The organism is Oleiphilus sp. HI0079 (genome assembly GCF_001635105.1).
The window spans coordinates 1-775 of sequence record NZ_LWFT01000925.1 but is presented as its reverse complement, the minus strand read 5'-3'; the positions used below and the strand labels follow the sequence as shown (position 1 = coordinate 775).

Here is a 775-nt window from a genome sequence, read left to right as displayed (position 1 = left end):
TGCCCCACCCAGTCATCCTGTTTGCCATTTTGTGCGCTCTAGTCATCGTGGGGAGCGGTATCGCCGGTTACTTTGAACTTTCAGTCGTCGACCCGAGGCCGGAAGGAAGTAAAGGCAGAGCAGATAACGGCTTGATTGAGGTTGTCAGCCTGCTCAATGTCGCCGGATTACAGCAAGTACTGAGTGAACTGGTGAGAAATTTCACCGGGTTCACACCTCTAGGTACCGTACTCGTCGCGCTTTTGGGAGTAGGAATTGCAGAGCGATCAGGAGTAATCTCGGCTGCAATGCGAAGCCTTGTAATGGGAGCCCCGAAAAAGCTTGTCACTTTCATGGTTGTGCTGGCGGGCATCGTTTCCAATACCGCAGCTGAACTTGGATATGTGGTGTTGATCCCGCTTTCAGCCATGATATTCCTATCACTCGGCAGACACCCATTAGCGGGCCTTGCAGCTGCATTTGCAGGCGTATCTGGCGGCTATAGTGCAAACCTGTTAATCGGCACTGTCGACCCTTTACTTTCGGGTATATCCGAGCAGGCGGCGCAACTCATATCACCTGATTATCAAGTAGGCGCGGAGGCAAACTGGTATTTTATGATCGGATCTACCTTCGTGATATCTACTCTCGGTATGCTAATCACTGAATATATTGTCGAGCCAAAGTTAGGTAAATACAATCCGGACGAGGCGCCTGCTGACTCAATGGAAGAGTTGACGCTAGAAATGGACAGTCATGCCGTCACCGATATTGAAAGAAAGGGTTTACGCACTGT

At 50.3% G+C, this 775-nt stretch carries 1 protein-coding gene; it reads left to right on the top strand.

Going from position 1 to position 775, the window contains the following annotated elements:
* Positions 1 to 775 (top strand): AbgT family transporter (locus A3750_RS17035; protein ID WP_197475105.1); only part of this gene is annotated, 775 nt, incomplete at both ends.